Below are 22328 nucleotides of genomic sequence, written 5' to 3' on the forward strand. Positions count from 1 at the left end.
CACGCGTGGTCAGGGCCAACTCCGGTCAACTTCCGGGGTCCGGATCACGGTGTGTGGAGTGCGTGTGCCGCTGTGTATCACTGAGTGATACGGCCGCTCGGGCCCAGGAGCGGGTCTGAGACACTGGGAGGGTGATCTCCCGAATCGATCTGCGCGGTGACGCCCTCCCCGAGGGCGGCGCCCTGCGCGACCTGCTGCCCCGTGCCGAGTTCGACGTGGAAGCCGCCCTGGAGAAGGTGCGGCCCATCTGCGAGGACGTGCGCCATCGTGGCACCGCGGCGCTGATCGACTACGCGCGGCGGTTCGACGGTGTCGAGATCGAGCGGGTACGGGTACCTGCGGAGGCGCTGAGCGGCGCCCTCGACGCGCTGGACCCGGCCGTGCGCACCGCCCTGGAGGAGTCCATCCGGCGCGCCCGGATCGTCCACCGCGCCCAGCGCCGCACGGACGTCACCACCAAGGTCGTCCCCGGCGGCACCGTCACCGAACGCTGGGTCCCCGTCGAGCGGGTGGGCCTGTACGTCCCCGGCGGCCTGGCGGTCTACCCGTCGTCCGTGGTCATGAACGTCGTCCCGGCGCAGGAGGCCGGCGTCTCCGGCATCGCCGTCAGCTCCCCGCCGCAGAAGGAGTTCGGCGGCCTGCCGCACCCGACCATCCTCGCGGCCTGCGCCCTGCTCGGCGTCGACGAGGTCTACGCCGCCGGCGGCGCCCAGGCCGTCGCGATGTTCGCCTACGGCACCGACGAGTGCCTGCCGGTCAACCTCGTCACGGGCCCCGGCAACATCTTCGTCGCCTCCGCCAAGCGCCTCCTCAAGGGCCGTATCGGCATCGACGCCGAGGCCGGGCCCACCGAGATCGCGGTGCTCGCGGACGCCACCGCCGACCCCGAGCACGTCGCCGCCGACCTGATCAGCCAGGCCGAGCACGACACCCTCGCCGCCGCCGTCCTGGTCACCGACTCCGCCGAGCTCGCCGACGCCGTCGACGCGGCCCTCAAGCGGCAGGTCGCGGCCACCAAGCACATCGAGCGGATCACCGAGGCGCTGGGCGGCCGGCAGTCCGCGACCGTCCTCGTCGACGGCATCGACGAGGGCCTGCGGGTCGTGGACGCCTACGGCGCCGAGCACCTGGAGATCCAGACCGCCGACGCCTCCGCCGTCGCCGCCCGGGTCCGCAACGCCGGCGCGGTCTTCGTCGGCCCCTGGGCCCCGGTCTCGCTCGGCGACTACTGCGCCGGGTCCAACCACGTCCTGCCCACCGGCGGCTGCGCCTGCCACTCCTCGGGCCTGTCCGTGCAGTCCTTCCTGCGCGGCATCCATGTCGTGGACTACTCGCGCGACGCGCTGGCCGAGGTCGCCCACCACGTGGTGACCCTCGCCGAGGCCGAGGACCTCCCGGCCCACGGCGCCGCGCTGAAGGCCAGGTTCGAATGGAAGGTCCCGCAGAGCAAGTGAGCAGGCACGTGACCCGCATCGACGATCTCCCCATCCGGGACGAGCTGCGCGGCAAGTCCCCCTACGGCGCACCGCAGCTGGACGTCCCGGTGCGTCTGAACACCAACGAGAACCCCTACCCGCTGCCCGAGCCGCTGGTCCGCCGGATCGCCGAGCGGGTGACCGAGGCCGCCCGCCGGCTCAACCGCTACCCCGACCGGGACGCGGTCGAGCTGCGCACCGAGCTGGCCCGCTACCTCACCCGCACCGGCGGCCACCCGGTCACCGCGGAGCAGGTCTGGGCGGCCAACGGCTCCAACGAGGTCATCCAGCAGCTGCTGCAGACCTTCGGCGGCCCCGGCCGCAGCGCCCTCGGCTTCGAGCCGTCGTACTCCATGCACGGGCTGATCTCCCGCGGCACGGGCACCGGCTGGACGTCCGGCCCGCGGGGCGACGACTTCACCATCGACGTCGAGGCCGCCACCCGCGCCATCGCCGAGCAGCGCCCCGACGTGGTCTTCATCTGCTCGCCGAACAACCCCACCGGCACTGCCGTCGGCGAGGCGACCGTGCTCGCGCTGTACGAGGCCGCGCAGGCGGCCCGGTCCGAGGGCGCCGGCGCCCTGGTCGTCGTCGACGAGGCCTACGGCGAGTTCAGCCACCAGCCCTCGCTGCTGCCGCTGATCGAGGGCCGGCCGAACCTGGTGGTCTCCCGGACCATGTCCAAGGCCTTCGGCGCCGCCGGGCTGCGGCTGGGCTACCTCGCCGCCGACCCCGCCGTGGTCGACGCGGTGCAGCTGGTCCGGCTCCCGTACCACCTCTCGTCCGTCACCCAGGCCACCGCGCTCGCCGCGCTGGAGCACACCGACACGCTCCTGAAGTACGTCGAGCAGCTCAAGACCGAGCGGGACCGCCTGGTCACCGAGCTGCGGGCGGCCGGCTGCCAGGTCGTCGACTCCGACGCCAACTTCGTGCAGTTCGGCCTCTTCGAGGACGCGCACGCCACCTGGCAGGCGATCCTCGACCACGGCGTGCTGGTCCGTGACAACGGCGTACCGGGCTGGCTGCGGGTCACCGCCGGCACCCCGGCCGAGAACGACGCGTTCCTCGACGCGGTTCGCGCAGTACTGAAGGAGAACAAGCGATGACCCGCGTAGGACGCGTGGAGCGCACGACCAAGGAGACGTCCGTGCTCGTCGAGATCGATCTCGACGGCAGGGGCGAGGTGGACGTGTCGACCGGTGTGGGCTTCTACGACCACATGCTCGACCAGCTCGGCCGGCACGGCCTGTTCGACCTCAAGGTCAAGACCGACGGCGACCTGCACATCGACACCCACCACACCATCGAGGACACCGCGCTGGCCCTGGGCGCCGCCTTCAAGCAGGCCCTCGGCGACAAGTCCGGGATCTACCGCTTCGGCAACTGCACCGTCCCCCTGGACGAGTCGCTCGCCCAGGTGACCGTCGACCTCTCCGGCCGCCCGTACCTGGTGCACACCGAGCCGGAGAACATGGCGCCGATGATCGGCGCCTACGACACCACGATGACCCGGCACATCTTCGAGTCGTTCGTCGCCCAGGCCCAGATAGCGCTGCACATCCACGTCCCGTACGGCCGCAACGCCCACCACATCGTGGAGTGCCAGTTCAAGGCGCTGGCCCGGGCGCTGCGCTACGCCAGCGAGCGCGACCCGCGCGCGGCGGGGATCATCCCTTCTACCAAGGGAGCCCTGTAGCCCGTGAACGGTCTGTCCACCGTCTTCATCCTCCTCGGGCTCTTTCTCCTCGGTGGTGTCTACTCGTTCTGGAAGCAGCAGCTGCCCAAGGGCCTGATCGTGCTGCTGTCCGTCGGTTCGGCGCTGTGCCTGCTCGCCGGCGTGCTGCGGCTGGAGGTATGGAATTGACCCCCTCGGCACCTCGTAAGAACGTCGTCGTCCTCGACTACGGCTTCGGCAACGTCCGCTCCGCCGAGCGCGCCCTGGCGCACGTCGGCGCCGACGTGGAGATCACCCGGGACTTCGACCGGGCGATGAACGCCGAGGGCCTGCTGGTCCCCGGCGTCGGCGCGTTCGCCGCCTGCATGGCCGGGCTCAAGCAGGCCCGCGGCGACTGGCTCATCGGCCGCCGGCTGGCCGGCGGACGCCCCGTGATGGGCATCTGCGTCGGGATGCAGATCCTCTTCGGCCGGGGCATCGAGCACGGCGTGGAGACCGAGGGCCTGGACGAGTGGCCCGGCACGGTCGGCCCGCTCAAGGCCGACGTCGTCCCGCACATGGGCTGGAACACCGTCGAGGCCCCCGGGGACTCGCGGCTCTTCGCCGGGCTGCCCGCCGACGCCCGCTACTACTTCGTGCACTCCTACGCGGTGCACGACTGGGAGCTGGAGGTCGGCAACCCGCACCTCGCCGCGCCGACGGTCACCTGGGCCACGCACGGCGAGCGGTTCGTGGCCGCGGTCGAGAACGGCCCGCTGTGGGCCACCCAGTTCCACCCCGAGAAGTCCGGCGACGCCGGTGCCCAGCTCCTGACCAATTGGATCGAGACCCTGTAATGCCGAACGCTGCGAAGCTCGAACTCCTCCCCGCCGTCGACGTCCGCGACGGCCAGGCCGTCCGCCTCGTGCACGGCGAGTCCGGCTCCGAGACCTCCTACGGCGACCCGCTTCAGGCGGCCCTCGCCTGGCAGCGGGCGGGCGCCGAGTGGCTGCACCTCGTCGACCTCGACGCGGCCTTCGGCACCGGCGACAACCGGGCGCAGATCGCCGAGGTCGCCCGCTCCATGGATCTCAAGGTCGAGCTGTCCGGCGGCATCCGGGACGACGACACGCTCGCCGCGGCCCTGGCCACCGGCTGCCGCCGGGTCAACCTCGGCACCGCGGCGCTGGAGACCCCCGAGTGGGTCGCCAAGGTCATCGCCGAGCACGGCGACAAGATCGCGGTCGGCCTGGACGTCCGCGGCACGACGCTGCGCGGCCGCGGCTGGACCCGCGACGGCGGCGACCTCTACGAGACGCTGGCCCGCCTGGACTCCGAGGGCTGCGCCCGCTACGTCGTCACCGACATCAACAAGGACGGCACCCTCCAGGGCCCCAACGTCGAACTGCTCAAGAACGTCTGCGCGGCCACCGACCGGCCCGTGGTCGCCTCCGGCGGGGTCTCCTCGCTCGACGACCTGCGGGTGCTGGCCTCGCTGGTACCGGAAGGTGTCGAGGGCGCCATCGTCGGCAAGGCGCTCTATGCGAAGGCGTTCACCCTCGAAGAGGCACTGGCAGCAGTGTCGTAACGGCGAACGAAAGGCCGCAAGATGACCATCGAGCGCGTACGGACCGGCAATCCCTGGGAAGAGAAGATCGGCATCGCACGCGCCGTGGCGGCCGGCGACCGGGTCCTGGTCGCCGGCACGATGCCGCTGGTCGACGGCGTCCTGCAAGGTGAGGGCGACCCCTACGAACAGACCCGGGCCGCCTTCACCCACGCGCTGGCCGCGCTCAAGCCCTTCGGCCTGGGCGCCGACGCGGTCCTGCGCACCCGTGTGTACCTCACCCACCTGCGCGACGTGGACGCGGCCGGCCGCGCCCACCGGGAGCTGTTCGCGGCGCAGCCGCCGGTCTCGACCCTGGTCGTGGTCTCCGGCTTCGCCGACTCCCGGGTGCTGGTGGAAGTGGAACTGGAAGCCTTCCGAGAACTGTCAGAGAGGCCTGAACCGACATGACCCTGGCGGTCCGAGTCATCCCTTGCCTGGACGTCGACAACGGCCGGGTCGTCAAGGGCGTCAACTTCCGTAACCTGCGGGACGCGGGCGACCCCGTGGAGATGGCCAAGATCTACGGTCAGGAGGGCGCCGACGAGCTGACCTTCCTCGACATCACGGCCTCCTCCGGCAACCGCGAGACCACCTACGACGTGGTCCGCCGCACCGCCGAGCAGGTCTTCATCCCCCTCACGGTCGGCGGCGGCGTCCGCACCCCCGAGGACGTCGACAAGCTGCTGCGGGCCGGCGCCGACAAGGTCGGCGTCAACACCGCCGCCATCGCCCGCCCGGACGTGATCCGTGAGATCGCCGAGCGCTTCGGCAGCCAGGTCCTGGTCCTCTCGGTCGACGCCCGCCGCACCGACGCCGGCACCCCGTCCGGATACGAGGTCACCACCCACGGCGGCCGCCGCGGCACCGGTATCGACGCCGTGGAGTGGGCCCACCGCGCCGCCGAACTCGGCGCCGGCGAGATCCTCCTCAACTCCATGGACGCCGACGGCACCAAGGACGGCTACGACGTCGAGATGATCGAGGCCGTCCGCAGGCACGTCACCGTCCCGGTGATCGCCTCCGGCGGGGCGGGCCGGCTGGACGACTTCGCCCCGGCCGTCGCGGCCGGCGCCGACGCGGTCCTGGCCGCTTCCGTCTTCCACTTCGGCGACCTGCGCATCGGCCAGGTCAAGGACGCCCTCCGGGGGGCCGGACACGCCGTGCGCTGACCGGCGGACGGCCGTAGGCTCGCCCCATGAGCCGTGTCAACGATGTAGGTGGCCAGGCCGGGTTCGGGGCGCTGGAGATCGAGGCGGACGAGCCGCCGTTCCACGCCGACTGGGAGGCGCGGGTCTTCGCGCTGAACTCCGTGCTGGTACGGAACGGGGTCTACCGGCTCGACGAGTTCCGGGACGCCGTCGAGCGGATGGCCCCGCGCGAGTACCTGGCCGCGTCGTACTACGAGCGGTGGCTGCACGCGATCGAGACCCTGCTGGCCGAGCGGGGGCTGCTCGGTGAGGGCTGAGTTCCGGGCGGGGGAGCGGGTGCGGGTGCGCGCCCTCGACCCCGCGGGCCACACCCGGGTGCCGCGGTACGTGCGCGGGCACGTGGGGCGGATCGTCGAGTGCCAGGGCCGCTGGCCGCTCGCCGACGAGTGCGCGGCGGGGGTGGCCGAGCCGCGGGTGGAGTCCGTCTACACCGTGGCGTTCGCCGCGGGCGACCTGTGGGGCGAGGGCGGTCACGAGGTCACGGTCGACCTCTGGGAGTCGTACATCGAGCGGGTACGGAAGGACGGGACATGAGCGGCGAGCACACGAGCGTGCCGGTGGCGGCGCGGGTCAGGCGGCTGGAGGAGCGGCTGATCGGGGCCGGGGTGGTCGCACAGGCGCAGCTGGACGAGGCGCTCGGCGCGATGCTGAAGGGGGCCTCGCCGGTCAACGGGGCGCGGATCGTGGCACGGGCCTGGAGCGACGAGGGCTTCCGGGAGCGGCTGCTGGCGGACGCGAACGCGGCGCTGCCCGAGGTGGGGCTCTCGATGGCGGGCGGCATCCAGGAGCAGCGGCTCAAGGTCGTCGAGAACACCGCCACCACGCACCACGTCCTCGTGTGCACGCTGTGCTCGTGCTATCCGGTCGGGCTGCTGGGGCCGTCGCCGTCCTGGTACAAGAGCGAGGCCTACCGCGCCCGGGTGGTGCGCGAACCGCGCGCCGTGCTGGCCGAGTTCGGGCTGGAACTGCCGGACGACACCACGATCACGGTGTGGGACTCCAGTGCGGAGAGCCGCTATATGGTCCTGCCCCGGCGGCCCGCGGGCACCGCGGACCGGAGCGAGGCGGAGCTGGCCGCGCTCGTCACCCGCGAGGGCCTCATCGGGACCGCCGCGGTCTGACCCGGCGTTCCTGCCGCCTCGGCGATTCCTCACGTCCCGGCGTTCCTGCCGTCCACGGCGTCCCCCGTCTCAGCGCCCCTTCCGTGCGGCCCGGACGAACTCACGGTTCATCGTGGAGATGCTGAACAGCGGAATCCCCTTGGGGCAGGCCGTCGCGCACTCCCCCGTGTTCGTGCACCCGCCGAACCCCTCCGCGTCCATCTGTCCCACCATGTCCAGGACGCGGCTCTCCCGCTCCGGGGCGCCCTGGGGGAGCGAGTTGAGGTGGACGACCTTGGCGGCGGTGAAGAGCATCGCCGAGCCGTTGGGGCAGGCCGCCACGCAGGCGCCGCAGCCGATGCACTCGGCGTGTTCGAAGGCGGCGTCGGCGGCCGGCTTGGGCACGGCGGTGGCGTGTGCCTCGGGGGCGGCGCCCGTGGGGGCGCTGATGTAGCCGCCGGACTGGATGATGCGGTCGAAGGCGGAGCGGTCGACGACCAGGTCCTTGACGACGGGGAAGGCGGCGGCGCGCCAGGGCTCGATGTCGATGGTGTCGCCGTCCTGGAAGGACCGCATGTGCAGCTGGCAGGTGGTGGTGCTTCCCCAAGCTCTCGAATCCGCTCCAGCAGGGGAGGCCCCATTGGGGCCGTGCGCCTCGCCGTTGATGACGAGCGAGCAGGCGCCGCAGATGCCCTCGCGGCAGTCGTGGTCGAAGGCGACCGGATCGTCGCCGCCCAGGAGGAGTTCCTCGTTGAGGGTGTCGAGCATCTCCAGGAACGACATGTCCGGGGAGATGCCCGCCACCTCGTAGGTGGACAGGGCGCCGGGGGCGCCGGCGTTCTTCTGGCGCCAGATGCGCAGAGTGAGCTTCATGCGTAGCTCCGCTGGGTGGGGTGGACGTACTCGAAGGCCAGGTCTTCCTTGTGCAGGGTGGGGGCCGCGCCGGTGCCGGTGAACTCCCAGGCGGCCGCGTAGGAGAACGCCTCGTCCCGGCGGGCGGCCTCGCCGTCCGGGGTCTGCGACTCCACGCGGAAGTGGCCGCCGCACGACTCGGCGCGGTGCAGGGCGTCGAGGCACATCAGCTCGGCGAGCTCCAGGTAGTCGACGACGCGATTGGCCTTCTCCAGGGACTGGTTGAACTCCTGGCCGGTGCCGGGCACCTTGATGCGGCGCCAGAACTCGTCGCGGATCAGCGGAATCCGGTCGAGGGCCTTGCGCAGCCCCGCCTCGGTGCGGGCCATCCCGCAGTACTCCCACATGAGTGTGCCGATCTCGCGGTGGAAGGAGTCGGGGGTGCGGTCGCCGCCGACGGCCAGCAGCAGGTTCAGCCGGTCCTCGGTCTCGGCCAGCACTTCCTGGACGAGGGGGTGCTCGGCCGTGAGCGTGTCGTGGCGCGGGTTGCGGGCCAGGTAGTCGTTGATGGTCGACGGGAGGACGAAGTAGCCGTCGGCGAGGCCCTGCATCAGGGCGGAGGCGCCGAGGCGGTTGGCGCCGTGGTCGGAGAAGTTGGCCTCCCCGATGGCGAACAGGCCCGGGACGGTGGTCTGGAGGTCGTAGTCGACCCACAGGCCGCCCATCGTGTAATGCACGGCGGGGTAGATCCGCATCGGCGCCTCGTACGGGTTCTCCGCGGTGATCCGCGCGTACATGTCGAAGAGGTTGCCGTACTTCTCCTCGACCGCGGCCCGGCCCATCCGGGCGACGGCGTCGGCGAAGTCGAGGTAGACGCCCTGGCCGCCGGGGCCGACGCCGCGGCCCTCGTCGCAGACGTTCTTGGCGGCGCGGGAGGCGATGTCGCGGGGGACGAGGTTGCCGAAGGACGGGTAGAGGCGCTCCAGGTAGTAGTCGCGCTCGTCCTCGGGTATCCGGGCGGGCGGGCGGGTGTCGCCCTCGGCCTTCGGGACCCAGATGCGGCCGTCGTTGCGCAGCGACTCGCTCATCAGCGTCAGCTTCGACTGGTGGTCGCCGGTGCGCGGGATGCAGGTGGGGTGGATCTGGGTGAAGCAGGGGTTGGCGAAGTACGCGCCGCGCCGGTGGGCCCGCCAGATCGCGGTGGCGTTGGAGTTCATGGCGTTCGTCGACAGATAGAAGACGTTGCCGTAGCCGCCGGACGCCAGCACCACCGCGTCCGCGACGTGGCTCTCGATCCGGCCGGTGACCAGATCGCGGGCGACGATGCCGCGGGCCCGGCCGTCGACGACGATCAGATCGAGCATCTCGGTACGGGCGTGCAGCCGCACGCCGCCGGCCGCGATCTGCCGGGACAGCGCCTGGTAGGCACCGAGCAGCAGCTGCTGCCCGGTCTGGCCGCGGGCGTAGAACGTACGGGAGACCTGCACGCCGCCGAAGGAGCGGGTGTCGAGCAGGCCGCCGTACTCGCGGGCGAACGGCACGCCCTGGGCCACGCACTGGTCGATGATCTCGACGGAGATCTGCGCCAGCCGGTGCACATTGGACTCCCGGGCGCGGAAGTCGCCGCCCTTGACGGTGTCGTAGAAGAGCCGGTGGACGGAGTCGCCGTCGTTGCGGTAGTTCTTCGCGGCGTTGATCCCGCCCTGGGCGGCGATGGAGTGCGCCCGGCGCGGGGAGTCCTGGTAGCAGAACTGCTCGACGTGGTAGCCCTGTTCGGCGAGGGTGGCACCGGCCGCGCCGCCCGCGAGCCCGGTCCCGACGACGATGACGGTGTGCTTGCGGCGGTTGGCCGGGTTGACGAGCTTGGCCTCGAAGCGGCGGCGGTCCCAGCGCTCGGCGATCGGCCCGTCGGGGGCCGCCGCGTCGGCGACGGGGGCACCGGTCGGGTAGTCGGCGTAGCTGCCGTACGGCGTCCTGTCGGCGGTCGAAGTCATGTCAGCTCACTACTCCGGTCATCACGGAGACGGGGACGGCGATGAAGCCCAGGGTCAGGGCGGCGGCGAGAGCGTTCGCCAGGGTCTTGAGGGTCCGGTCGCGGCCGGGCCGGTTGGCACCCAGCGTCTGCGCGGCGCTCCAGAAGCCGTGCCGGATGTGCAGGCCCAGGGCGAGCATCGCCACGACGTAGACGGCGTTGCCGTACCAGGTGGAGAAGGTCGCCACCACGTTCGCGTACGGGTGGCCGGCCTCGGCGCGCGGATTCACCGTCAGCGTCGTCAGGTCCAGGACGTGCCAGACGATGAACAGGCCGAGGATGACACCGCCCCAGCGCATCGTCCGGGTCGCGTAGCTCGCGCGGCGCCTCGGCCGGGGCCGGGACGACGGGCGGGCGTACTTCGCGGGCCGGGCGGCGAGGTCCCGCCGGCTGAGCTGGTACGCGGCCACCGCATGCACCACCACCGCGGCGAGCAGCACTACCCGGGCGATCCACAGGAACCACTCGTGGTGCAGGAACGGCTCGCCGATGGTGCGCAGCCAGGCGGCGTACGCGTCGAAGTCCGCCGCCCCGAAGAAGATCTTGAGATTGCCCAGCATATGGACGACCAGATACAGCAGCATCACGAGGCCGCTGACGGCCATCGCCGTCTTCTTGCCGACGGTCGAGCGCCACAGGAGCCCCGCGAAGGACGGCCGTCGGTCCGTCCGTGTGTCCAGTGCCATGGGTCCCGACGGTAGGGACCGGCCCTGTCATCAGTCCAAGACATGGTCCGGCTCATCTCCATAGCCTGGGCCTATCACCGCCTACCATTCCCGTTATGCAGCTGCAGCAGCTCCGCTACTTCACCGCCGTGGCCGACACCCGGCACTTCACCCGCGCCGCCGCGCGCGAACACGTCGCCCAGCCCTCGCTCTCCCAGCAGATCCGGTCGCTGGAAAGGGAGTTGGGCGCCGAGCTGTTCCACCGTGCCCGCGGCCACATCACCCTCACCGACGCCGGCGAGACGCTGCTGCCGTTCGCCCGGCGCATCCTCGCCGACGCCGAGACCGCCCGCCGCGAGGTCCAGGAGGTCGCCCGGCTGCGCCGCGGGCGGCTGCGCCTCGGCGCCCCGCCCAGCCTGTGCGCCAGCCTCGTCCCCGACGTCCTGAGGGCCTTCCACACCGCCTATCCGGGCGTGGAGCTGATGGTGACCGAGGACGGCTCGCAGGACCTCGTGCGGGCACTGGCCGACGGCGCGCTGGACCTGGCCCTGGTCATCACCCCGCTCCCGGTCCAGGCCCCCGCCCTGACCACCTCCGAGCTGCTGCGCGAGGAACTCGTCGTGGTCTCCGCGCCCGACCGCCCGGCCCCCGCCGGCCGGCGCACCCGCATCCGGGTCGAGGACCTGCGGGACAGGCCGCTGGCCATGTTCCGCCGCGGCTACGACCTGCGGGAATTCACCACCGCCGCGTGCCGCGCGGCCGGCTTCGAGCCGGCCTTCACCGTCGAGGGCGGCGAGATGGACGCGGTCCTCGGCTTCGTCCGGGCCGGGCTGGGCGTCGCCGTCGTCCCCAGCATGGTCGCCGAACGCTCCGGCCTGCGCGTCACCCGCTTCGCGACGCCCGGGATGCACCGGGTGGTGTCCGTCGCCCACCGCGGCGACGTCTCCCCGCCGCGCGCCGCCCGGGAGCTGCAACGCATCCTGCGGCACCACCTGGAGCCGGGCGGGGCCTGAGCGGGCCCGGACCCGCCGTGCGGGGGAGCGCGGCCGGTCCGGGCGCGGCCCCGTGGCAGGCGGCGGTGGCCGGTCGTAGGCTGGCCGCATGTCGACCCATGCGAAGCGTGAACGGCTCCTTCTCGCCGACCTGTTGGAGAGCGCCGGGCCCGAGGCCCCGACGCTGTGCGGGAACTGGAGCGCGCGGGATCTGGCCGCGCATGTGGTGGTGCGCGAGCGGCGCGCCGACGCGGCCGGCGGGATCCTCGTCAAGCCGCTGGCCGCACGGCTGGAGCGGGTGCAGGCGGAGTTCGCCGGCCGGCCGTACGAGGAACTGATCCGGCTGATCAGGACCGGGCCGCCGCGGATGTCGCCGTTCGCGCTGAAGCAGCTCGACGAGGCCTCCAACACCGTCGAGTTCTTCGTCCACGCCGAGGACGTGCGGCGGGCCCAGCCGGACTGGGCCCCGCGCGAGCTGGACACCGTCTTCGCGGACGCCCTGTGGTCCAGGATCGAGCGGATGGCCCGGGTGCTGGGCCGGAAGTCGCCGGTGGGCCTGGTGCTGCGGCGCCCGGACGGGCGGACGGCGGTGGCCCACCGCGGCACGCCCGTGGTCACGGTCGTCGGCGAGCCGGGCGAGCTGACGATGTTCGCCTTCGGCCGGCAGGACGCCGCCGACGTGGAGCTGGACGGTGACAAGGAAGCCGTCGAGCGGCTGCGGTCGGCGAAGCTGGGCGTCTAGCCCGCCCCGCCCGCGGTCCCGCGGGCGGACCCTGCCGCCTCACGTATGGAACACCACCACCACGACCACCACGCCGACCACCACCGCCGCCAGGAACACCGCCCCCAGTACCCGCGCCGCCACCCGCGCGGCGCGGTCCGGGTCCGGCGGCGGTGGCACGGGCGGCTGCTGATGATGCATGTGTGCAGGATGCCGCACGGCACAATGGACACCATGAGCAGCCGCGCCTCCACCCCGGACACCACCTCCGCCCTGGACCCCGCCATCGCCGCCCGCCTCAAGCGCGGCGCCGACGGCCTGGTCCCCGCCATCGCCCAGCAGTACGACACCGGCGAGGTGCTGATGCTCGGCTGGATGGACGACGAGGCGCTGCACCGCACCCTGACCACCGGCCGCTGCACCTACTGGTCCCGCAGCCGCCAGGAGTACTGGGTCAAGGGCGACACCTCCGGCCACGTCCAGCACGTCAAGTCCGTGGCCCTGGACTGCGACGCCGACACCCTCCTGGTCCGGGTCGACCAGGTCGGCGCCGCCTGCCACACCGGCGACCGCACCTGCTTCGATGCGGATGTACTGATCACCGGTACGGGCCGGGACCAGTAGGCTCCGCTGCCATGACCACGGGAACCACCGGCACCGCCACTCCGGACCTCGACACCTTCCGCACCCTCGCCAAGGACCGGCGGGTCATCCCCGTCACCCGGCGCCTGCTCGCGGACGGCGACACACCGGTCGGGCTCTACCGCAAACTCGCCGCCGAACGCCCCGGCACCTTCCTCCTGGAGTCCGCCGAGAACGGCCGTACGTGGTCGCGCTACTCCTTCATCGGCGTCCGCAGCGCCGCCACCCTCACCACCCGCGACGGACAGGCGCACTGGCTCGGCACGCCGCCCGTCGGCATGCCCACCGGCGGCGACCCGCTCGCCGCCCTGCGCGCCACCGTCGAGGCGCTGCACACCCCCCGGGACCTCATCGAGGGCGAGGGGCTGCCGCCGTTCACCGGCGGCATGGTCGGCTACCTCGGCTACGACATCGTGCGCCGGCTGGAGAAGGTCGGCGAGCAGACCGAGGACGACCTCCGGCTGCCCGAGCTGACCATGCTGCTCACCTCCGACCTCGCCGTCCTCGACCACTGGAGCGGCACCGTCCTGCTGATCGCCAACGCGATCAACCACAACGACCTCGACACCGGCATCGACGAGGCCTACGCGGACGCGGTGGCCCGCCTGGACACCATGGCCGACGACCTCGCCCGGCCCGCGCAGGCAAGCGCCGCCGCGCTGCCCCCGTCCGAGGTCCCGCCGTACACCGCCGAGTGGGGCGGCCCCGCCTTCCGGGAGGCCGTCGAGGACATCAAGGAGCGCATCCGGGCCGGCGAGGCCTTCCAGGTCGTGCCCTCCCAGCGCTTCGAAACCCCCTGCACGGCCAGCGCGTTGGACGTCTACCGGGTACTGCGGGCCACCAACCCCAGCCCGTACATGTACCTCTTCCGCTTCGAGGGCGGCGAGGACGGGGCGCGGCCCGCCTTCGACGTCGTCGGCTCCAGCCCCGAGGCGCTGGTGAAGGTCGAGGACGGCCGGGCCATGGTCCACCCCATCGCCGGCACCCGCCCGCGCGGCGCGACCGTCCAGGAGGACCAGGCCCTCGCCGACGAACTGCTGGCCGACCCCAAGGAGCGCGCCGAGCACCTGATGCTGGTCGACCTGGGCCGCAACGACCTGGGCCGGGTCTGCGAGCCGGGCAGCGTCGAGGTCGTCGACTTCATGTCCGTCGAGCGCTACAGCCATGTGATGCACATCGTCTCCACGGTCACCGGGCAGGTCGCCGAGGGCCGCACCGCCTTCGACGTGCTCACCGCCTGCTTCCCCGCGGGCACGCTCTCCGGCGCCCCCAAGCCCCGCGCCCTGCAGATCATCGAGGAGCTGGAGCCGACCCGGCGCGGCCTGTACGGCGGCTGTGTCGGCTACCTCGACTTCGCCGGCGACTCCGACACCGCCATCGCGATCCGCACCGCCCTCCTGCGGGACGGCACCGCCTACGTCCAGGCGGGCGCCGGAATCGTCGCCGACTCCGACCCGGCGGCCGAGGACACCGAATGCCGCAACAAGGCGGCCGCGGTGCTGCGGGCCGTGAACACCGCCAACCACCTGGGCCGGTAGGGGGCGGCTCCCCGATCGGGCCGGGCTCGCCGGGCTGGTCGGGGAGCCGCCCCCAGCCGCCCGCCACCCCGCGCACCGGCCCCCGCAGGCCGGTGCGCGATAGTGGTACGCGTGAGTGCCGTACCCCAGACCCCCGCCGGGACCGAGTCCCCGGCCCCGCCCGGGCCCGCGCAGGCCCGGTCCGCGCCCCGCGCGCGGCGCAGTCTCGCCCTGGCCCTGCCGGCCGGCGCGGTCGGCGCCGCCCTGGCGCTGCTGGCTTCCGGCCGTACCTGGGCCGAGGGCTCCGCGCAGCTGGCCCAGGGCGAGCTGCCGCGCAGCGTGACCGGCGCCGATGTGACCGGCGTGCCCGGCGCGCTGGCCGTGGTCGGCCTGGCCGCGCTGGTCGCCGTCTTCGCGGTGCGCCGGGCCGGCCGGATCGCGGTCGCCGGCCTGCTCGCGCTCAGCGGCGCGGGCATCGCCGTCGCCGCGGTGCTGGGCAACTCCGACACCTCCGCGCTGCGGGAGAAGGCCGCCACCGCGGTCGGCCTGACCGGAGCCGATGTGCATCACGTCACGCACACCGGATGGCCGTGGGTGGCCGCCGCCGGCGGTCTGCTGCTGCTGCTCGCCGGAGTCCTGGCGCTGGTCCGCGGACGCCACTGGCCCGCCATGTCGGGCCGGTACGAGCGCACGCCCGGCGGCCCCCGCGGCCCCCGGCGCGCCCCGGCAGCGCCGGATCTGGACCGCCCGGAGGAGATCTGGAAGTCCCTGGACCGCGGCGAGGACCCCACCCGGTAAAAAGGCCCCGCCCGGCATCGGTGACAATGGGCGCTGAGGATCACCGCGCCCCGACCCCGGCGCGAGAGAGCAACGAGGAGCATTCATGTCGAGCAGTGGCCACGGACACACCCCCGCCGCCTGGACCGGCGTCATCATCTCGTTCATCGGCTTCTGTGTCTCCGGAGCCTTCATCGTGCTGGCGAATGTGCCCGGCTTCTGGGCCGGCATCGTGCTGATCGGCCTGGGTGCCGTGGTGGGCGGCCTGATGCGTGCGGCCGGCCTGGGCCAGGAGCCCAAGCGCTCGGCCAAGCCGCGCCCCCAGGCGCAGGCACAGCCGCAGGAGGGCTGAGCCCCCGCTCCCGTGGCGCCGCGGCCCGGCGCCACCCTCGTGGCACCCTCGAAGGCGCCGCTTCCCGGCCCGTACGCACCCCTGGTGCCGTACCCGCCGTCCGTGCCCCTTTCCGTACGGCGGCCGAGAAGCTGCGCCTTTGCGCATGCCGCCGGACAATCGCCACGTGAGCGAACCCGCGGCGCGGCCCCGGCCCCAGGCCCGACTCCACGGCGGGCTGCCCCGCCGTCTCGGGGCGCCCCTGGGCGTCCTGACCGCCGCCACCGCCGCCTTCGCGTGGCTGGGCGCCGTGGACCCGAACGAGCCCGGCCACTACCCGGTGTGCCCGCTGCTGCACCTCACCGGCCTGTTCTGCCCGGCCTGCGGCGGCCTGCGCAGCGCCCATGCCGTCGCCCACGGCGAATTCGCCGCGGCGCTGGGAGCCAACGCCCTCGCGGTGGCCGGCTACGCCGCCGGCGCGGTCTTCTGGGCGCTGTGGGTGTGCCGTGCGGCGCGCGGGGTCCGTACGGCGGGCCCGCGGCCGCGAGCCGTCCACTGGTGGACGCTGGGCGGCCTGCTGCTGGTCTTCACGGTCGTGCGCAACCTCCCCTTCGGCAGCGGGCTGGCACCGTGACCCGCCGCCCGTGCGGCGCCGCCCCGCACCCCGCGGGCGCCCCCCGAGAAGTCCAGGTCGTGGGACCGGGGCCCACCGGATGTGAGACCTGCCTCCTCTGGCGGATACCATCGGAGTGCCGGATGGGACAGCTCGTCCCACAGGCCACTGTCCACCTCCACCGCTCAAGAAGGAGGCCGCTCGCGTGAGTGTGCTCGACGAGATCATCGACGGCGTCCGTGCCGACCTCGCAGAGCGGCAGGCGCGCGTCGGCCTCGACGAGCTCAAGGAGCGGGCCCAGAAGGCGCGCCCGGCCAAGGACGGCGTCGCCGCCCTCAAGGGCGAGAGCGTCACGGTCATCTGCGAGGTCAAGCGCTCCAGCCCCTCCAAGGGCGCGCTCGCCGCGATCGCCGACCCGGCCGCCCTGGCCGCCGACTACGAAGCGGGCGGCGCCGCGGTCATCTCCGTGCTGACCGAGCAGCGCCGGTTCGGCGGTTCGCTGGCCGACCTGGAGGCCGTCCGCGCCAAGGTCGACATCCCCGTCCTGCGCAAGGACTTCATCGTCACCGCCTACCAGCTGTGGGAGGCCCGTGCCTACGGCGCCGACCTCGCGCTGCTGATCGTCTCCGCGCTGGAGCAGGAGGCGCTGGTCTCGCTGATCGAGCGGGCCGAGTCGATCGGGCTGACGCCGCTGGTCGAGGTGCACGACGAGGAAGAGGTCGCCCGCGCGGTGGACGCCGGAGCCAAGATCATCGGCGTCAACGCCCGCAACCTGAAGACCCTGGAGGTCGACCGCGGCAACTTCGCCCGGGTCGCCCCCGAGATCCCCGACCACATCGTCAAGATCGCCGAGTCCGGGGTGCGCGGCCCGCACGACCTGATCGCGTACGCCAACGACGGCGCGGACGCGGTGCTGGTCGGCGAGTCGCTGGTGACCGGCAAGGACCCCAGGACCGCGGTCGCCGACCTGGTCGCCGCGGGCTCCCACCCGGCGATCCGGCACGGCCGGTCCTGAGCGCCCGGGGACGGCACACACCGACATGACCGCCACCGCCGCGAGCCTCAGCTGCCAGGTCCGGGTCCCGTACCCGGACCCGGCCGGCGCGCGCGCCGTGGCGGAGGCCGGCCGCCTCCCCACCCCGGGGCCGGTCCGCGGCGTCCCGTCCGCCGACCGCCACCACCCGGCCCCGCAGCGCTGCGCCCTGCCCCCGTGGCACCGCGGCTGCCGGGCGCCCGCCCGGCGGGTCCACGGCAGACGGGTCAGGTACCACATCGGATCCGAGCCGGGCCAGATCAACGGCCGGCGATGGCAACCGGGGCCCGCGCGCTGACGCGCCGGCCCCGCCCGGGCGCCGGGAAGCGGAGGGTTGCGGCGGTCGTCTGACGGCCTGCTCACCCCCCCACCCCCGAACCCACCCCCGCCCCCTCCCCCGAAGGGGGAGAGGGGGGAGGGGGCGGGGGAGCGCCGCGGCCGGGTCCCGCGACACCGCCCGGCCCTGCGCGCGAGCGCCCGCGGCACCGCGGCGGCAGCGGCCCGTCCGCCCCTGCGCACCGCGCGCCGCCCGCCGCGATGCCCGAATCCCGCATACCTCCGACACAACCGGACCTCCGGGGCAGCCGCCCCGGCCTAGGAGTGCGTCTGATGTCCTCCGATTTCTTCCTTCCCGACCCCGAGGGGCGCGTCCCCAGCGCCGAGGGCTACTTCGGTGCCTTCGGCGGCAAGTTCATCCCCGAGGCCCTGGTCGCCGCGGTCGACGAGGTCGCCGTCGAGTACGAGAAGGCCAAGGCGGACCCCGCGTTCGCCGCCGAGCTCAACGACCTGATGGTCAACTACACCGGGCGCCCCAGCGCGCTCACCGAGGTGCCGCGGTTCGCCGAACACGCGGGCGGGGCCCGGGTGTTCCTCAAGCGCGAGGACCTCAACCACACCGGCTCGCACAAGATCAACAACGTGCTGGGCCAGGCGCTGCTCACCAAGCGGATGGGCAAGACCCGGGTCATCGCCGAGACCGGCGCCGGCCAGCACGGCGTCGCCACCGCCACCGCCTGCGCCCTGTTCGGCCTCGAGTGCACCATCTACATGGGCGAGATCGACACCCAGCGCCAGGCCCTCAACGTCGCCCGGATGCGGATGCTCGGCGCCGAGGTCATCGCCGTGAAGTCCGGCAGCCGCACCCTCAAGGACGCCATCAACGAGGCCTTCCGCGACTGGGTCGCCAACGTCGACCGCACCCACTACCTGTTCGGGACCGTCGCCGGACCGCACCCCTTCCCCGCGATGGTGCGCGACTTCCACCGCGTCATCGGCGTCGAGGCCCGCCGCCAGATCCTGGAGCGCGCGGGCCGCCTGCCCGACGCGGCCGTCGCCTGCGTCGGCGGCGGCTCCAACGCCATCGGCCTCTTCCACGCCTTCCTCCCGGACGCCGGCGTCCGGCTCGTCGGCTGCGAGCCCGCGGGCCACGGCATCGAGACCGGCGAGCACGCGGCGACGCTGAGCGCCGGTGAGCCGGGCATCCTGCACGGGTCCCGCAGCTACGTCCTCCAGGACGAGGAGGGCCAGATCACCGAGCCGTACTCCATCTCGGCCGGCCTCGACTACCCGGGCATCGGGCCCGAGCACGCCTACCTCAAGGACAGCGGACGCGGTGAGTACCGCGCCGTCACCGACGACGCCGCGATGCAGGCGCTGCGCCTGCTCTCGCAGACCGAGGGCATCATCCCGGCCATCGAGAGCGCCCACGCCCTGGCCGGGGCGCTGGACCTCGGCAGGGAGCTCGGCCCGGACGGGCTGCTCGTCGTCAACCTGTCCGGGCGCGGTGACAAGGACATGGACACCGCCGCCCGTTACTTCGACCTGTACGACACGGACGCCGCCGTCGAGGCGGACAACGCCGCCGCCGACGCGGAGATCGAAGGGGACGCCAAGTGAGCGGGAACATCAAGCTGTTGGGCGACACCCTCGCCGCCGCGAAGGCCGAGGGCCGGTCGGCGCTGATCGCCTACCTGCCGGCCGGGTTCCCGACCGTCGACGGCGGCATCGAGGCGGCCAAGGCCGTCTTCGCCGGCGGGGCGGACGTCGTGGAGGTCGGGCTGCCGCACAGCGACCCGGTCCTGGACGGGCCCGTCATCCAGACCGCCGACGACATCGCCCTGCGCGGCGGGGTGAAGATCGCGGACGTGATGCGCACGGTGCGCGAGGCGCACCGGGCCACCGGCAAGCCCGTCCTCGTCATGACGTACTGGAACCCGATCGACCGCTACGGCATCGAGCGGTTCACCGCCGAGCTCGCCGAGGCGGGCGGCGCCGGCTGCATCCTGCCCGACCTGCCGGTCCAGGAGTCCGCGACCTGGCGGGAGCACGCCGACAAGCACGGCCTCGCCACCGTCTTCGTCGTCGCCCCCAGCAGCAAGGACGCCCGGCTCGCCGAGATCACGGCGGCCGGCTCCGGCTTCGTCTACGCCGCCTCGCTGATGGGCGTCACGGGCACCCGCGAGTCGGTGGGCGCGCAGGCCCAGGACCTCGTACGGCGCACCAAGGCGACCACCGACCTGCCGGTCTGTGTCGGCCTCGGCGTCTCCAACCCCGAACAGGCCGCCGAGGTGGCCCAGTTCGCGGACGGTGTGATCGTCGGCTCGGCGTTCGTCAAGCGGCTGCTCGCGGCCGACGGCGATCTGGCGGACGGTCTCGACGGGGTCCGCACCCTGGCGGCCGAGCTGGCCGAGGGCGTGCGCAAGCGGGCCTGAGCCACGGCGCGCGGCCGGGTCCCGGGCGGCCGGGACCCGGCCGCGCTGTCCCTCGATAGGGCGAACATCGGTGCGGAGGGGTGCGGCGACACCCCTCCGCTTCGTTGTCCAGGGGCGTGAGCCAGAAGAACCATGAGGGTAAGAGAACCGCCCGCGAGCGGATGCAGGAACAGCGGGAAAAGGAGCGGGCACGCGCCCGGCGCCGCCGCCAGGCCGTGGTCGCCGGATCGGTGGTGGCGGTGCTGGCGGTGGCCGGCGGCATCGCCGTCTGGGCGACCTCGTCCGGCAGCGGCAAGAGCAGCTCCGACAACGAGACCGCCCGCCCCAGGCAGGCCAGCGGCGGCAGCAGGCCCGCCATCCCGGTCGGTGCGCCGGGCGCCCCCTCCACACTCACGGTGTGGGAGGACTTCCGCTGCCCGGCCTGCCAGCAGTTCGAGACCGCCTTCCGTCCGGTCGTCCATGAGCTGGAGGACTCCGGCCGGCTCAAGAGCGAGTACCACCTCGTGACGATCATCGACGGGAACGCCGGCGGCAAGGGGTCGCTCAACGCCGCCAACGCCGCCCTGTGCGCCCAGGACGCCGGGAAGTTCCGCGCGTACCACGACGTCCTCTACTCCCACCAGCCGCCTGAGACGCAGGACAAGTTCGCCGACAAGCAGCACCTCCTCCAACTGGCGGGCAAGGTCAAGGGACTGACCACCCCCGCCTTCACCACCTGCGTCAACGACGGCAGGTACGACCGCTTCGTAGAGAAGTCCACCGACGCCTTCGCCCAGTCCGGATACCGCGGCACCCCGACCGTCCTGCTCAACGGCAAGGACCTGGCGAAGGAGAAGGGCGGCCGGATCACCCCGGCGGACCTGAAGAAGATGGTGCTGGACGCCGACAAGGGCAAGCAACCGGGCGGAAAGAGCGCCTCGCCGCACCCGGGCGCTGCCTCGACCCGGGGCAAGCAGGCCGGTCCGGGCGCTTCGCCCCAGGTCAGGCACTCCGCGCCGGGCGCCGTGCCGAGCGCCGCGCCCCAGGGCCAACAGCACGGAGCGGGCGTCGCGCCGGCGTCCTAGGAGCCGGTGGCCGGGTGGCGCCGCCGTCCTTGCGGACACGCAGCGTCATCGTCCGAGTGCGGCGTCGTTACGCAGCCGTTGCCGGGCGGGTTGCCGCCGACCCCGCCCGGCGCGGTAGCGTCGACCCTGCCATGGACCTCGCATTCATTCCCAGCCCGTCGGTCGGCGTCGTACATCTCGGCCCGATCCCGCTGCGCGGCTACGCATTCTGCATCATCATCGGCGTCTTCGTCGGCGTCTGGCTCGGCAACAAGCGCTGGGTGCAGCGCGGCGGCCGCTCCGGCACCGTCGCCGACATCGCCGTATGGGCCGTGCCCTTCGGGCTGGTCGGCGGCCGCCTCTACCACGTCATCACGACGTACGAGCCGTACTTCGGCCCGAACGGCCACCCGCTCGACGCCTTCAAGGTGTGGGAGGGCGGCCTCGGCATCTGGGGCGCGGTCGCGCTCGGCGCCGTGGGGGCCTGGATCGGCTGCCGCCGGCGCGGCATCCCGCTCCCCGCCTACGCCGACGCGCTGGCGCCGGGCCTGGCCATCGGGCAGGCGATCGGCCGCTGGGGCAACTGGTTCAACCAGGAGCTGTACGGCAAGCCGACCGATGTCCCGTGGGCGCTGAAGATCAGCTCCGACCCGGCCATCGGACGGATCGGCGGCACCTACCACCCGACCTTCCTCTACGAGTGCCTGTGGTGCCTGGGCGTCGCGGCGCTGGTGATCTGGGCCGACAAGCGCTTCCGGCTCGGCCACGGTCGCGCCTTCGCGCTGTATGTCGCCGCCTACTGCGCCGGCCGCGCGTGGATCGAGTACATGCGGGTCGACGAGGCGCACCACATCCTGGGGCTGCGGCTCAACGTCTGGACCGCGCTGATCGTCCTCGTCCTGGCCGTCGGCTACTTCGTGATCTCCGCGAAGAAGGCACCCGGCCGGGAAGCCGTCGTCGAGCCGGGGGCCCAGCCCGCCGGGGACGAGGACGGCGAGGGTGCCGAGGGCGCCCAGGCCGCCGAGAGTGCCGGTGACGCCGAGGTCTCGGGCGGCAAGCCGACCTCCGGGGCGGCGTCCGACGACGACGCCACGGAGCCGGACGCCGACGGCGGCGCCGAGCCCGTCCGGACCGCGGAGCCCGCCAAGACCGCCGACGCCGGGAAGGCCGACGGGCCCGCCGAGGCCGGGTCCGGTGACGAGAAGGCCGCGGACGACGCGGACGCTCCCGCGGGGGAGGCCGCCAAGCCCGCCGGCAGCGGCAGCACCAAGAAGTCCTGAGGCAGCCACCGGCTGCCCACCGCGCCGGGCGGACCCGACACATCGGGGCCGCCCGGCGCCATGCTGTCCGGGC

28 protein-coding genes are annotated in these 22328 nt (G+C 73.2%); 24 read left to right on the top strand and 4 right to left on the bottom strand.

The window, feature by feature from the left end; all coding sequences use genetic code 11:
• Positions 1-131 precede the first annotated feature (131 nt).
• Genes hisD through AB0411_RS23730 form a run of 11 tightly spaced genes read left to right on the top strand, consistent with a single transcriptional unit; the run spans position 132 to position 7067 of the window.
• Positions 132-1454: a histidinol dehydrogenase gene (gene hisD / locus AB0411_RS23680; protein WP_366419287.1), complete on the top strand. Its 1323-nt coding sequence runs from the start codon at positions 132-134 to the stop codon at positions 1452-1454.
• 8 nt (positions 1455-1462) lie between these two features.
• Complete coding sequence (locus AB0411_RS23685) at positions 1463-2581, top strand: histidinol-phosphate transaminase (protein WP_366419391.1); 1119 nt, start codon at positions 1463-1465, stop codon at positions 2579-2581.
• Complete coding sequence (gene hisB / locus AB0411_RS23690) at positions 2578-3171, top strand: imidazoleglycerol-phosphate dehydratase HisB (protein ID WP_366419288.1); 594 nt, start codon at positions 2578-2580, stop codon at positions 3169-3171. Before AB0411_RS23685 ends, hisB begins: the two co-directional genes overlap by 4 nt.
• Before the next feature lie 3 nt (positions 3172-3174).
• Positions 3175-3339 (top strand): hypothetical protein, encoded by a 165-nt coding sequence (locus AB0411_RS23695; RefSeq protein WP_167392733.1) that lies wholly within the window; start codon positions 3175-3177, stop codon positions 3337-3339.
• The gene (gene hisH, locus AB0411_RS23700) at positions 3330-3986 is read left to right on the top strand and encodes an imidazole glycerol phosphate synthase subunit HisH (RefSeq protein ID WP_366419289.1); all 657 of its coding nucleotides are present in this window, start codon (positions 3330-3332) and stop codon (positions 3984-3986) included. The genes AB0411_RS23695 and hisH overlap by 10 nt, the downstream gene beginning before the upstream one ends.
• Positions 3986-4717 (top strand): bifunctional 1-(5-phosphoribosyl)-5-((5-phosphoribosylamino)methylideneamino)imidazole-4-carboxamide isomerase/phosphoribosylanthranilate isomerase PriA, encoded by a 732-nt coding sequence (gene priA / locus AB0411_RS23705; RefSeq protein ID WP_366419290.1) that lies wholly within the window; start codon positions 3986-3988, stop codon positions 4715-4717. The genes hisH and priA overlap by 1 nt, the downstream gene beginning before the upstream one ends.
• A gap of 21 nt (positions 4718-4738) precedes the next feature.
• Positions 4739-5146: a Rid family hydrolase gene (locus AB0411_RS23710; RefSeq protein ID WP_366419291.1), complete on the top strand. Its 408-nt coding sequence runs from the start codon at positions 4739-4741 to the stop codon at positions 5144-5146.
• Positions 5143-5907 (top strand): imidazole glycerol phosphate synthase subunit HisF, encoded by a 765-nt coding sequence (hisF, locus tag AB0411_RS23715; protein WP_366419292.1) that lies wholly within the window; start codon positions 5143-5145, stop codon positions 5905-5907. The genes AB0411_RS23710 and hisF overlap by 4 nt, the downstream gene beginning before the upstream one ends.
• A gap of 26 nt (positions 5908-5933) precedes the next feature.
• Positions 5934-6203 carry a hypothetical protein gene (locus AB0411_RS23720; RefSeq protein ID WP_366419293.1) on the top strand — a complete coding sequence of 90 codons (270 nt, stop codon included), beginning with the start codon at positions 5934-5936 and terminating at the stop codon, positions 6201-6203.
• Positions 6193-6480: an SH3-like domain-containing protein gene (locus tag AB0411_RS23725; RefSeq protein WP_366419294.1), complete on the top strand. Its 288-nt coding sequence runs from the start codon at positions 6193-6195 to the stop codon at positions 6478-6480. Before AB0411_RS23720 ends, AB0411_RS23725 begins: the two co-directional genes overlap by 11 nt.
• Positions 6477-7067, top strand: coding sequence for a nitrile hydratase subunit alpha (locus tag AB0411_RS23730; protein WP_366419295.1), 591 nt, complete (start codon positions 6477-6479; stop codon positions 7065-7067). The genes AB0411_RS23725 and AB0411_RS23730 overlap by 4 nt, the downstream gene beginning before the upstream one ends.
• Before the next feature lie 69 nt (positions 7068-7136).
• Here the strand turns inward: AB0411_RS23730 and AB0411_RS23735 are convergent, their stop codons facing one another.
• From AB0411_RS23735 to AB0411_RS23745, 3 genes are read right to left on the bottom strand one after another with little or no spacing between them, the layout of a single operon-like run.
• A complete protein-coding gene (locus tag AB0411_RS23735) occupies positions 7137-7919 on the bottom strand; it encodes a succinate dehydrogenase/fumarate reductase iron-sulfur subunit (RefSeq protein ID WP_366419296.1) in 783 nt (260 codons plus the stop codon).
• The gene (locus AB0411_RS23740) at positions 7916-9892 is read right to left on the bottom strand and encodes a fumarate reductase/succinate dehydrogenase flavoprotein subunit (protein ID WP_366419297.1); all 1977 of its coding nucleotides are present in this window, start codon (positions 9890-9892) and stop codon (positions 7916-7918) included. Before AB0411_RS23740 ends, AB0411_RS23735 begins: the two co-directional genes overlap by 4 nt.
• 1 nt (position 9893) lies before the next feature.
• Positions 9894-10616, bottom strand: coding sequence for a succinate dehydrogenase (locus tag AB0411_RS23745; protein ID WP_366419298.1), 723 nt, complete (start codon positions 10614-10616; stop codon positions 9894-9896).
• Positions 10617-10711: 95 nt separating this feature from the next.
• Between AB0411_RS23745 and AB0411_RS23750 the strand changes: the two genes are divergently transcribed.
• Both AB0411_RS23750 and AB0411_RS23755 read left to right on the top strand, forming a co-directional pair.
• On the top strand, positions 10712-11608 hold the full coding sequence (locus tag AB0411_RS23750; RefSeq protein ID WP_366419299.1) for a LysR family transcriptional regulator: 897 nt from the start codon (positions 10712-10714) through the stop codon (positions 11606-11608).
• Between the two features lie 88 nt (positions 11609-11696).
• On the top strand, positions 11697-12329 hold the full coding sequence (locus AB0411_RS23755) for a TIGR03085 family metal-binding protein (protein ID WP_366419300.1): 633 nt from the start codon (positions 11697-11699) through the stop codon (positions 12327-12329).
• Between the two features lie 39 nt (positions 12330-12368).
• Here the strand turns inward: AB0411_RS23755 and AB0411_RS23760 are convergent, their stop codons facing one another.
• Positions 12369-12509, bottom strand: coding sequence for a hypothetical protein (locus AB0411_RS23760; protein WP_366419301.1), 141 nt, complete (start codon positions 12507-12509; stop codon positions 12369-12371).
• A gap of 33 nt (positions 12510-12542) precedes the next feature.
• Between AB0411_RS23760 and hisI the strand changes: the two genes are divergently transcribed.
• From hisI to lgt, 11 genes are all read left to right on the top strand, one after another.
• A complete protein-coding gene (gene hisI, locus AB0411_RS23765; RefSeq protein ID WP_366419302.1) occupies positions 12543-12932 on the top strand; it encodes a phosphoribosyl-AMP cyclohydrolase in 390 nt (129 codons plus the stop codon).
• An 11-nt stretch (positions 12933-12943) separates the two neighbouring features.
• Positions 12944-14488 carry an anthranilate synthase component I gene (locus tag AB0411_RS23770; RefSeq protein WP_366419303.1) on the top strand — a complete coding sequence of 515 codons (1545 nt, stop codon included), beginning with the start codon at positions 12944-12946 and terminating at the stop codon, positions 14486-14488.
• 111 nt (positions 14489-14599) lie between these two features.
• Positions 14600-15265: a TIGR02234 family membrane protein gene (locus AB0411_RS23775; protein WP_366419304.1), complete on the top strand. Its 666-nt coding sequence runs from the start codon at positions 14600-14602 to the stop codon at positions 15263-15265.
• A gap of 85 nt (positions 15266-15350) precedes the next feature.
• Complete coding sequence (locus AB0411_RS23780; protein WP_086716840.1) at positions 15351-15596, top strand: HGxxPAAW family protein; 246 nt, start codon at positions 15351-15353, stop codon at positions 15594-15596.
• Between the two features lie 145 nt (positions 15597-15741).
• Entirely contained in the window at positions 15742-16209 is a 468-nt protein-coding gene (locus tag AB0411_RS23785) for a DUF2752 domain-containing protein (protein ID WP_403150633.1), read from the top strand.
• A gap of 184 nt (positions 16210-16393) precedes the next feature.
• Positions 16394-17203 (top strand): indole-3-glycerol phosphate synthase TrpC, encoded by an 810-nt coding sequence (gene trpC, locus AB0411_RS23790; protein ID WP_366419306.1) that lies wholly within the window; start codon positions 16394-16396, stop codon positions 17201-17203.
• A 25-nt stretch (positions 17204-17228) separates the two neighbouring features.
• Positions 17229-17519 (top strand): tryptophan biosynthesis modulator TrpM, encoded by a 291-nt coding sequence (gene trpM / locus AB0411_RS23795; RefSeq protein WP_366419400.1) that lies wholly within the window; start codon positions 17229-17231, stop codon positions 17517-17519.
• 311 nt (positions 17520-17830) lie between these two features.
• A complete protein-coding gene (gene trpB / locus AB0411_RS23800; RefSeq protein WP_366419307.1) occupies positions 17831-19117 on the top strand; it encodes a tryptophan synthase subunit beta in 1287 nt (428 codons plus the stop codon).
• The gene (gene trpA / locus AB0411_RS23805; protein WP_366419308.1) at positions 19114-19932 is read left to right on the top strand and encodes a tryptophan synthase subunit alpha; all 819 of its coding nucleotides are present in this window, start codon (positions 19114-19116) and stop codon (positions 19930-19932) included. Before trpB ends, trpA begins: the two co-directional genes overlap by 4 nt.
• A 116-nt stretch (positions 19933-20048) precedes the next feature.
• Entirely contained in the window at positions 20049-20996 is a 948-nt protein-coding gene (locus tag AB0411_RS23810; protein ID WP_366419309.1) for a DsbA family protein, read from the top strand.
• A gap of 131 nt (positions 20997-21127) precedes the next feature.
• Positions 21128-22255, top strand: coding sequence for a prolipoprotein diacylglyceryl transferase (lgt, locus tag AB0411_RS23815; protein ID WP_366419310.1), 1128 nt, complete (start codon positions 21128-21130; stop codon positions 22253-22255).
• Positions 22256-22328: the final 73 nt, after the last annotated feature.

The sequence above is a fragment of the Streptomyces angustmyceticus genome (genome assembly GCF_040701845.1).
Lineage (GTDB): Bacteria > Actinomycetota > Actinomycetes > Streptomycetales > Streptomycetaceae > Streptomyces > Streptomyces angustmyceticus_A.

What these genes read in the sequence shown, in the direction of transcription:
- hisB (WP_366419288.1), top strand. Translation starts at nt 2,578, where the DNA reads ATGACCCGCGTAGGACGCGTGGAGCGCACGACCAAGGAGACGTCCGTG.
- hisH (WP_366419289.1), top strand. Translation starts at nt 3,330, where the DNA reads ATGGAATTGACCCCCTCGGCACCTCGTAAGAACGTCGTCGTCCTCGAC.
- priA (WP_366419290.1), top strand. Translation starts at nt 3,986, where the DNA reads ATGCCGAACGCTGCGAAGCTCGAACTCCTCCCCGCCGTCGACGTCCGC.
- AB0411_RS23710 (WP_366419291.1), top strand. Translation starts at nt 4,739, where the DNA reads ATGACCATCGAGCGCGTACGGACCGGCAATCCCTGGGAAGAGAAGATC.
- hisF (WP_366419292.1), top strand. Translation starts at nt 5,143, where the DNA reads ATGACCCTGGCGGTCCGAGTCATCCCTTGCCTGGACGTCGACAACGGC.
- AB0411_RS23720 (WP_366419293.1), top strand. Translation starts at nt 5,934, where the DNA reads ATGAGCCGTGTCAACGATGTAGGTGGCCAGGCCGGGTTCGGGGCGCTG.
- AB0411_RS23730 (WP_366419295.1), top strand. Translation starts at nt 6,477, where the DNA reads ATGAGCGGCGAGCACACGAGCGTGCCGGTGGCGGCGCGGGTCAGGCGG.
- AB0411_RS23735 (WP_366419296.1), bottom strand. Translation starts at nt 7,919, where the DNA reads ATGAAGCTCACTCTGCGCATCTGGCGCCAGAAGAACGCCGGCGCCCCC.
- AB0411_RS23740 (WP_366419297.1), bottom strand. Translation starts at nt 9,892, where the DNA reads ATGACTTCGACCGCCGACAGGACGCCGTACGGCAGCTACGCCGACTAC.
- AB0411_RS23745 (WP_366419298.1), bottom strand. Translation starts at nt 10,616, where the DNA reads ATGGCACTGGACACACGGACGGACCGACGGCCGTCCTTCGCGGGGCTC.
- AB0411_RS23750 (WP_366419299.1), top strand. Translation starts at nt 10,712, where the DNA reads ATGCAGCTGCAGCAGCTCCGCTACTTCACCGCCGTGGCCGACACCCGG.
- AB0411_RS23755 (WP_366419300.1), top strand. Translation starts at nt 11,697, where the DNA reads ATGTCGACCCATGCGAAGCGTGAACGGCTCCTTCTCGCCGACCTGTTG.
- AB0411_RS23760 (WP_366419301.1), bottom strand. Translation starts at nt 12,509, where the DNA reads ATGCATCATCAGCAGCCGCCCGTGCCACCGCCGCCGGACCCGGACCGC.
- hisI (WP_366419302.1), top strand. Translation starts at nt 12,543, where the DNA reads ATGAGCAGCCGCGCCTCCACCCCGGACACCACCTCCGCCCTGGACCCC.
- AB0411_RS23770 (WP_366419303.1), top strand. Translation starts at nt 12,944, where the DNA reads ATGACCACGGGAACCACCGGCACCGCCACTCCGGACCTCGACACCTTC.
- AB0411_RS23780 (WP_086716840.1), top strand. Translation starts at nt 15,351, where the DNA reads ATGTCGAGCAGTGGCCACGGACACACCCCCGCCGCCTGGACCGGCGTC.
- AB0411_RS23785 (WP_403150633.1), top strand. Translation starts at nt 15,742, where the DNA reads ATGCCGCCGGACAATCGCCACGTGAGCGAACCCGCGGCGCGGCCCCGG.
- trpM (WP_366419400.1), top strand. Translation starts at nt 17,229, where the DNA reads ATGACCGCCACCGCCGCGAGCCTCAGCTGCCAGGTCCGGGTCCCGTAC.
- trpB (WP_366419307.1), top strand. Translation starts at nt 17,831, where the DNA reads ATGTCCTCCGATTTCTTCCTTCCCGACCCCGAGGGGCGCGTCCCCAGC.
- lgt (WP_366419310.1), top strand. Translation starts at nt 21,128, where the DNA reads ATGGACCTCGCATTCATTCCCAGCCCGTCGGTCGGCGTCGTACATCTC.